Origin of the sequence: Acinetobacter sp. UBA3025 (assembly GCF_002367915.1) — a bacterium.
Classification (GTDB): domain Bacteria; phylum Pseudomonadota; class Gammaproteobacteria; order Pseudomonadales; family Moraxellaceae; genus Acinetobacter.
Map to the genome: position 1 here is coordinate 1 of NZ_DFDO01000183.1, position 8,664 is coordinate 8,664.

General features: G+C 42.9%; 9 protein-coding genes. 6 read left to right on the forward strand and 3 right to left on the reverse strand.

The window, feature by feature from the left end; all coding sequences use genetic code 11:
- The 4 genes from B4J23_RS07615 to rnhB form a co-directional block, all read left to right on the forward strand.
- Window positions 1-420 (forward strand): adenosine deaminase family protein (locus B4J23_RS07615; protein WP_414631569.1); only part of this gene is annotated, 420 nt, incomplete at its 5' end.
- Window positions 421-502: 82 nt separating this feature from the next.
- The gene (locus tag B4J23_RS07620) at window positions 503-847 is read left to right on the forward strand and encodes a hypothetical protein (protein WP_291359746.1); all 345 of its coding nucleotides are present in this window, start codon (window positions 503-505) and stop codon (window positions 845-847) included.
- A gap of 184 nt (window positions 848-1,031) precedes the next feature.
- Window positions 1,032-1,412, forward strand: a complete 381-nt coding sequence (locus B4J23_RS07625) for a hypothetical protein (RefSeq protein WP_159123230.1) — start codon at window positions 1,032-1,034, stop codon at window positions 1,410-1,412.
- A 57-nt stretch (window positions 1,413-1,469) separates the two neighbouring features.
- Window positions 1,470-2,060, forward strand: coding sequence for a ribonuclease HII (gene rnhB / locus B4J23_RS07630; RefSeq protein WP_004784204.1), 591 nt, complete (start codon window positions 1,470-1,472; stop codon window positions 2,058-2,060).
- 79 nt (window positions 2,061-2,139) lie between these two features.
- Here rnhB and csrA read toward each other — a convergent pair whose 3' ends face one another.
- The 3 genes from csrA to alaS form a co-directional block, all read right to left on the reverse strand.
- Entirely contained in the window at window positions 2,140-2,397 is a 258-nt protein-coding gene (csrA, locus tag B4J23_RS07635; protein WP_004784202.1) for a carbon storage regulator CsrA, read from the reverse strand.
- Window positions 2,398-2,645: 248 nt separating this feature from the next.
- Entirely contained in the window at window positions 2,646-3,926 is a 1,281-nt protein-coding gene (locus B4J23_RS07640) for an aspartate kinase (RefSeq protein WP_262738227.1), read from the reverse strand.
- Between the two features lie 64 nt (window positions 3,927-3,990).
- Entirely contained in the window at window positions 3,991-6,684 is a 2,694-nt protein-coding gene (gene alaS, locus B4J23_RS07645) for an alanine--tRNA ligase (protein ID WP_291359750.1), read from the reverse strand.
- 409 nt (window positions 6,685-7,093) lie between these two features.
- On the opposite strand from alaS, the gene B4J23_RS07650 reads away from it, so the two are divergent.
- Both B4J23_RS07650 and B4J23_RS07655 read left to right on the forward strand, forming a co-directional pair.
- Window positions 7,094-8,122, forward strand: coding sequence for a type I glyceraldehyde-3-phosphate dehydrogenase (locus B4J23_RS07650; RefSeq protein WP_291359752.1), 1,029 nt, complete (start codon window positions 7,094-7,096; stop codon window positions 8,120-8,122).
- 179 nt (window positions 8,123-8,301) lie between these two features.
- The gene (locus B4J23_RS07655; RefSeq protein ID WP_291359754.1) at window positions 8,302-8,598 is read left to right on the forward strand and encodes a hypothetical protein; all 297 of its coding nucleotides are present in this window, start codon (window positions 8,302-8,304) and stop codon (window positions 8,596-8,598) included.
- The last annotated feature ends 66 nt before the right edge of the window (window positions 8,599-8,664 follow it).

The following is an 8,664-nucleotide window of genomic DNA, read 5'->3' on the forward strand; positions in this document are numbered from 1 at the left end:
GCACATGCGGGTGAAGAAGGTCCGGCAGAATATGTCTGGGAAGCTCTGGATTTATTAAAAGTTAACCGTATTGATCATGGTGTTCGATCTGAAGAAGATCCAGAATTGATGCAGCGTTTGATTGCAGAGAAGATGCCGCTTACAGTATGTCCACTTTCAAACCTAAAGCTGTGTGTTGTGGATGATATGCAGCAGCATAATATCCGTCGCCTGTTGCAGCAGGGTGTCCATGTCACAGTGAATTCAGATGATCCATCGTATTTCGGTGGTTATATGAATGACAATTTCATTGCCATTGCTGAAGCTTTGGACCTAAGCAATGATGAGCTAAAACAGCTGGCAATTAATTCTTTTGAAGCTTCATTTATTTCTGATGCTGAAAAACAGAAATGGGTCAGCCTGATTCAGGCACTCGCTTAAAATATCATTTCAGCAAATTTGTTAGCCCAAAGAGGGTAGAGTTCGCTCTGCCTTTTTATTTAATCTGATCTGTGAACCGAAGATGAAATTAAAATTCCTGTGGCCTGTTCTGGCTGTTAGCTTAATCAATCCTGCTTGTGCAGATACCTCAATGACTCAGAAAGCCTTGAAACCTGTGATTGAATATCAGTGTGGTCAAGAGCTGAAAGATTCCAAAGTCTGGAAAATGGGGACTTATTTCATGGCTGAAGCCAATAAACAGCATTTACAGCAAAAAGTGTGTGGCTGTGTGGGTGAGCATGCTTTGGAAGGTGTTCCGGCTAGAACCCTGTTAAAAGCAACCGTTGATGAAGAAACTAAAAAAGAGCTGACCCGTAAAGCAATTGCCAATAGCTTAAAAGGTTGTATGGGTGAGTTTATCAATTAAAGATTTTTTGGGTGCTGGATCATTCAGGCTTTACCCTTAGATTAGTAGTGAGTCTTCATTCTATGATAACTGTGAATCTGGCTGTGCGCAGATTAGACATCATGGCGCATTTTTAGATTTCTTATTGCGATAAACTTCGGCACAATAGCCGCATATTTTAAAAGCTGAAAAAAGGATAAAATCCGTGAAAAAATTATTGGCTGTTGTTGCTCCATTAGCACTTGTTCTTTCTGCCTGCGTAGCACCCCAAGGTACAGGCACCCCAACTCAAGCAAGTACAGGTCAGCAACTCGGTTCTGCAGCCATTAAAATTGCCATCAATGCAAAATGTGTTACTGAACTAAATAATATTCCGGCTTGGCAAACTGCAACACGTTTAATGACAGAAACACAAAAACAGAATATCCAGTCTGAAATTTGTGGTTGCGTGAGTGAAAAAGCACCACAAAACGTGACTGCGGTAGATTTGGCGACTGCAGCAATTGACCCAGCAGCACGTGCAACTATTGTAGGCAATGTCGTTGCAAATACTATTAACGCTTGCGTGGCGGAAGCGGTAAACTAAGTCAAAATCAAATTTGAATAGGCTGACTGGTTCAGCCTATTTTTTATGGGAAATAAAATGAATATTGCTGGTGTAGATGAAGCAGGGCGTGGGCCATTAGTAGGATCGGTGGTCGCTGCGGCTGTGATATTGGATCCGAATAACCCGATTGAGGGCTTAAATGATTCCAAGAAGCTAAGCGAGAAGAAGCGCGAAAAACTTTTTATTGAGATTCAGGAAAAAGCACTGGCTTGGGCCATCGCTGAAGCCTCTGCGGCAGAAATCGACGAGCATAATATTTTGCAGGCCTCTTTGCTGGCAATGCGCCGCGCTGTGGAAGCATTAAGCATTCAGCCGGAACATGTACTGGTCGATGGCAACAAGATTCCTCAGGGTCTTGCGATGAGCTGTGATGCGGTTGTAGGTGGGGATGCTCTGCATCCTGAAATCTCGGCAGCCAGTATTCTGGCAAAAGTGACCCGGGATCGCCAGATGGTAGAGATGGATCAGAAGTATCCACAATTTGGCTTTGCCAAGCATAAGGGTTATCCGACCAAAGCACATTTTGAAGCGATTGCCTTACACGGGGTGATTGATGAGCACCGTCGTAGTTTCGGACCGGTGAAAAAAGTGCTGGCAGCGTTGCTTGATCAGCAGCAGGCAGGATAAAGTCTGATTATTTTGCTATGCAGTTGAAAATTAGACAAATTAAAAGCGGCTTAAAAGCCGCTTTTATATTCATACAAAATTAACGGTTAAAGTTATTTTGTGTCTGGTTATCATCTTCATAAGAAGAAGGCTGATAATCCTGGTCAATATGCTGAAGATGTTCATGCATTGCACGTTCATGCTGGATACGCTGGTAAATCTCTTCTCGGTGTACAGAGACTTCTTTCGGAGCATTTACCCCAATACGAACCTGGTTGCCTTTTACGCCAAGTACAGTCACGCTGACTTGGTCTCCGATCATTAAAGTTTCCCCGACGCGTCGAGTCAAAATCAGCATGTTTCTCTCCTTGCAAAATGCAAAACCTGCAATCTATTGAATGTAATAAAAAAACACAACCTAAAATTATATAATTAAAGTTTGAATAGAAAGTCCTGTCCATGAAATGAAGAGGTTAACTATCCAGACTGTTGAAAATCCTTAGGCTTAATATAACAGAGCCACTATAAAAAAAACTATAGTGGCCCTGCATTTTTGTAGAGATTTAATGAAATACTGTCAGACAATGACGGTATTTTGTAGTTCTCTTAAGCGCGTGCGCTAGATTCACCATGTTCACGGTCTAAACCAAACGCAGTGTGAAGTGAGCGAACTGCAAGCTCAAGATAATTCTCTTCGATAATTACTGAAATCTTGATTTCAGAAGTAGAAATCATCAGGATGTTGATGCCTTCATCAGCAAGGGCAGTGAACATTTTGCTCGCTACACCAGCGTGAGAACGCATACCTACACCTACGATAGACACTTTTACGATGTCATCACGAGTTGCAACTTCACGTGCGCCAATCGCTTGAGCAGTTTCTTCAAGGATTTTTTTGGCTTTAGCGAGTTCACCGCGGTTTACAGTAAACGTGAAATCAGTTGTACCATCTTCTTCAACGTTCTGGATAATCATATCCACTTCGATATTGGCATCACCAATTGGTTTAAGAATTTTAGATGCAATACCTGGCTCATCTGGAACACCCAGAATAGTCAGTTTAGCTTCGTCGCGGTTGAACGCGATACCAGAGATAATTGGCTGTTCCATGTTGTCTTCCAGTTCAGTAGTAATAAGAGTTCCGACGTTGTTTTTGAAGTCTTCGTCAAATGCGCCATCATTGTCATTATCGAAGCTTGAGAGTACGCGTAAAGGCACTTGGTACTTGCCTGCAAATTCTACAGAGCGAATTTGAAGAACTTTAGAACCTAAAGATGCCATTTCCAGCATTTCTTCGAAAGAGATACGGTCTACTTTTTTCGCTTTAGGCGCAACACGAGGGTCAGTCGTATATACGCCATCAACGTCTGTGTAAATCTGACATTCATCCGCTTTAAGCGCTGCAGCAAGTGCGACACCTGAAGTATCAGAACCACCGCGGCCTAAAGTTGTGGTATTGCCATCAGCATCAAAGCCCTGGAAACCAGCCACCACGATCACGCGGCCTGCATCCAGGTTTTCAGTCAATACATCGGTATCAATAGATTCGATACGTGCTTTGGTGAATGCGCTGTCAGTTTTAATACCAACCTGGCGACCAGTTAAAGATTTAGCTTCAACGCCAATTGAATTCAGCGCCATAGCTAACATGGAAATCGTTACCTGTTCACCCGTAGAAACCATTTGGTCAAGTTCACGTGGGTCAGGGGTTTCGGTAATGGCTTTCGCGAGAGCAAGCAAGCGGTTGGTTTCACCACTCATAGCAGATACGACTACAACCACCTTGTGGCCATGGTCATGCCAGCGCTTCACACGACGAGCAACATTGAGAATGCGCTCGGGAGTACCCATTGAGGTACCGCCATATTTTTGAACGATTAATGCCATAGTTGTTCCATATAAACCATGACCCTGATTTTCCGATCAGGGTCAGTTACACAAAATGAAGTTTTTATTTTGCTTCAAGCCAAGCTGCTAAATCAGCCATCACTGGAGCAAACTTCTCGTTAAGTGGCGCGCCACCTTGTGCCAAGTCAGGTTTACCACCACCTTTACCACCTAGCTCAGTTGCCAAGTGTTTGATGATGTCACCCGCTTTAATAGAAGCAGTAAAGTCTTTAGCTACAGATGCAATCAAGCTAACCTTGTCACCCTCTACACCTGCAAGAACAATGACTGCATTTTCTAATTTTGATTTCACACCATCGTGCAGGTTACGTAGTGCTTTCGCATCCATACCCTGAACAGTCGTGATTAATGTTTTACGACCAGCAAGCTCTTGAACCTGGCTTAAAAGTTCACCGGCTTGTAGGCTTGCCAATTTTTGATTCAGCTGTTCAATCTGTTTTTGCAATTGATGCGCAGTGTCCACCACAGCTTCAACTTTTTCGACTGTTTGATGGTTCTGTGCTTTTAACAAACCATTGATATATTGAACATCACGATCGACTTTCTGCATGGCTTCAACAGCTTTAGCGCCAGTTACTGCTTCAATACGACGTACACCTGCTGCGACACCACCTTCAGAAGTGATTTTGAACAGACCGATGTCACCTGTACGTTTCACGTGAATACCGCCACACAGCTCGATTGAGAAGTTTTTTTCGTCAATCACTGAACCCATAGACAATACGCGAACTTCTTCACCGTATTTCTCACCGAACAGCATCATCGCACCTTTGGCTTTCGCAGATTCGATGTCGAGCAGTTCAGTGGTAACAGGCGTGTTGGCAATCACTTCGGCATTTACCAGACGTTCAATTTCTTGCAACTGTTCGAAAGTCACAGGCTGATCGTTGGCAAAGTCGAAACGTAATACGTCAGAAGCAACCAATGAACCTTTTTGCTGTACGTGTGAACCCAGGATTTGACGTAGGGCAGCGTGCAGCAAGTGAGTTGCAGAGTGGTTACGAGCAGTTGCAGCACGAATCTCGGCTTTAACCGTTGCTTCCACGTTTTGAGTAACTTTTAGATTACCCATAGTCACGATACCTTGGTGAACGAACGCACCACCAGATTTCTTGGTATCCTGAACTTCGAAAATACCAGTATCGTTTTTGAAGAGTCCTGTATCACCGATTTGACCACCACTTTCTGCATAGAAAGGAGTCTGGTTAAGAACGATTAATGCTTCATCGCCTTCAACCACTTCGTCAACCTGTTCGCCATCTTTATAGATTGCGATGATTTGACCTTGACCCGCGGTTGCGTCATAACCTTCAAACTGAGTTTCGCCTTCAACTTTAACGACACTGTTATAGTCGATTGCGAATTTACCGGCATCACGTGCGCGTTGACGTTGTGCAGCCATTTCTTTTTCAAAGCCAGCTTCGTCAATCGTTAAATCACGTTCACGTGCGATATCTGCTGTAAGGTCAGTTGGGAAGCCGTAAGTATCATAAAGTTTGAATACAACTTCACCTGGAATCACAGAACCTTTCAGTTGAGCTAATTCACCTTCAAGCAATTTCAAACCTTGCTCAAGTGTTTTCGCGAATTGTTCTTCTTCTTTCAGCAATGCAGCTTCGATACGTGTTTTGTTTGCTTCAAGTTCAGGGTAGGCAGCACCCATCACTTCAATCAAAGGCTTCAACATTTTGTGGAAGAATGAACCTGTCGCACCCAATTTGTTACCGTGACGAACTGCACGGCGGATGATACGACGCAGTACATAACCACGACCTTCATTCGAAGGGTTCACACCATCCGCAATCAGGAAGCAGCATGAACGTGCATGGTCAGCCACAACTTTAAGTGAAGCAGGGTATTCAACCGGTTTGTTTTCAGCTTGTGCTTTCGCTTCAATATCTGAAGTATCTAGACCGATAATTTCAGCAGCAGCTTTTAACAGGTTTTGGAACAGGTCGATTTCATAGTTAGAGTTGACATGTTGCAGAACCGCAGAAATACGCTCAAGGCCCATACCGGTATCAACAGAAGGTGCTGGAAGAGGGTGCAGGACGCCATCCGCAGTACGGTTGAACTGCATGAATACGTTGTTCCAGATTTCGATGAAACGGTCGCCATCTTCTTCAGGTGTACCAGGCAGGCCACCCCAAATGTGCTCACCGTGATCATAGAAGATTTCAGAACATGGACCACAAGGACCAGTATCGCCCATTGCCCAGAAATTGTCTGATGCGTATTTTTCGCCTTTGTTATCACCAATGCGGATAATACGACTGGCATCTAGACCAACTTCTTTATTCCAGATATCAAACGCTTCGTCATCAGTGTGATACACAGTTACGTACAATTTGTCTTTAGGCAGTGCCAGCCATTTGTCGCCGGTCAGAAATTCCCAAGCAAATTTAATCGCATCACGTTTGAAGTAATCACCAAACGAGAAGTTACCCAGCATTTCAAAGAATGTGTGGTGACGAGCTGTGTAGCCAACGTTATCTAAGTCGTTGTGTTTACCACCTGCACGTACACATTTTTGTGAAGATGTTGCACGAACGTAGTCACGTTTTTCCAGACCCAGGAAGCAGTCTTTAAACTGGTTCATACCAGCATTGGTAAACAATAATGTTGGGTCGTTGGCAGGAACCAGAGAACTCGACGCGACACGTGTATGCCCTTGCGATTCAAAGTAGCTTAAAAAAGCTTCGCGAATTTCAGCTGATGTCATAAAACGAGTACTCACAACCAAGTCACTCCATAATTTCCGATTTGGCTAAAAACATCACAGTCTGACAAGAAGGTTGGTTCTCTGCTGCAATGCGGGGCTTAAATATTTAAAAACGCCAAATTATAACGGAAAATGCCTGTTCAACCAATGATTTTCATATTTATAGATCATAAAACTATAAGGAATGGATATTAGAAAAATCAGAAAAATGCCCTGCAAAATCAAAAGCTATTGTCATTACAGCAATTTATCTTAATTCTCGCTGATAGAAAGACTGGATTACTTCAAGCAAAGCATGAATTTTTCGATGAAATATTGGACATTCTGTGTAATTTTTAGTGGATTTAGCTGAATAGTTATCAGTCAGCTGGATAATTCCATTAATATAGGCGCACAAAGTTTTATGCCGCAGTAGGGAACGTCGATGCAACGTATCGCAATTAATGGTTTTGGACGAATCGGACGCAATGTGTTGCGTGCATGGTTTGAAAATCCGAAAGATTTTAATTTTGACATCGTTGCCATTAATGACGTTGCCGACGTTGAAACCTTATTGCATTTATTTAAATATGATTCTACTCATGGCCGTTTCCCGGGGCAGGTTGATCTGACTTATGAAGATGAGTATGCCTACCTGCATGTCACTTATCGCGATGCTTATCAGAAAGTTCAGGTGTTAAGACAGGCGAATCCGGTGGAAATGCCATGGCATGAACTGAATATTGATGTGGTATTGGAATGTACCGGCTTATTCCGTTCGCGTGAGGCTGCGACTCAGCATATTACTGCCGGGGCAAAACGGGTGATTATCGGCGCTGCACCGTTTGATACGGTGGATGCTGCAATTGTCTATGGCGTCAACCATCGTGATGTCAAAGAAAGTGACCAGATTATTTCCAGTGTTTCCTGTACTACGCAGGCATTGGTACCGCTAGTCAAAATCATTGATGATGCCTTTGGGATTGAGACTGCACTGATGACTGAAATTCATGCGGTGACTGCGGATCAGTCAGTACTGGATCATGCCCATCGTGATTTAAGACGTGCCCGTGCTTCTGGGCAAAATATTATTCCAACCACATCTTCAGCTTTGGGTGCGCTCAAGCGTGTGATGCCAAAGATGGAAAACCGGATTGATGGTTATTCGATTCGTGTTCCAACCATTAATGTCGCGGCCATTGATCTGACTTTTATTTCTCAGTCACCCATTACTGATCATCAGTTGAATGAAGTATTAATTAATGCGGCACGTCAGGATTTTGCTGAAATCATGTTTGTGACAGATGAGCCTTTGGTCTCTAGCGATTTTAATCATTCGCCTTATTCATTGATTGTGGATCTGACCCAAACCCTGGTAGTGGGGCATCAGGCCAAAGTATTTGCCTGGTATGATAATGAATGGGGTTATGCCAACCGGTTACTGGATCTCTGTGAATCCTTTTACACAGATTAAGCTATTTTGAAAGCATCCCAAATGGGGTGCTTTTTTATGCGAGATTAAAAAATTAGAGGAAAATGAATAAGAACTTGGACGTAATTGATCGAAAAGCTTTGGATTTATGCCGAATATTTCTATGATCTGGATATTTTTTCGTTAAGATAAAGATAATTAAATGGAATAAGAGCAAGCACATGATGTTGATCTGGGGATTTATTATATTACTAACCTTGGCTGTAATCTTTTTGATCTGGCTGCAATTTAATAATAATGAGAGTTCACAAAGTGTGGAAGGCGTGCCAGTTGAGGAAAAAGTGGCGCATCTGGAAGAAAATTTAAAAAAGACCTTGGAAATTATGCAGGATCTGGCGAAAAAAATGCATGTTCAGCAGGAAGTACTGGATCAGACTACGGCTAAACTGCAAAAAGTTGAGCTGCAAAATGCAGAACTGGTAAATCTGCTCGCTAAAGTAGTAGAACCAAAGTTATAAGACCTTTTCATGCTGGCTTAGCCTTATATAAAGGATTTAAACCAATAAGGTTCTTAAAATAGTTGC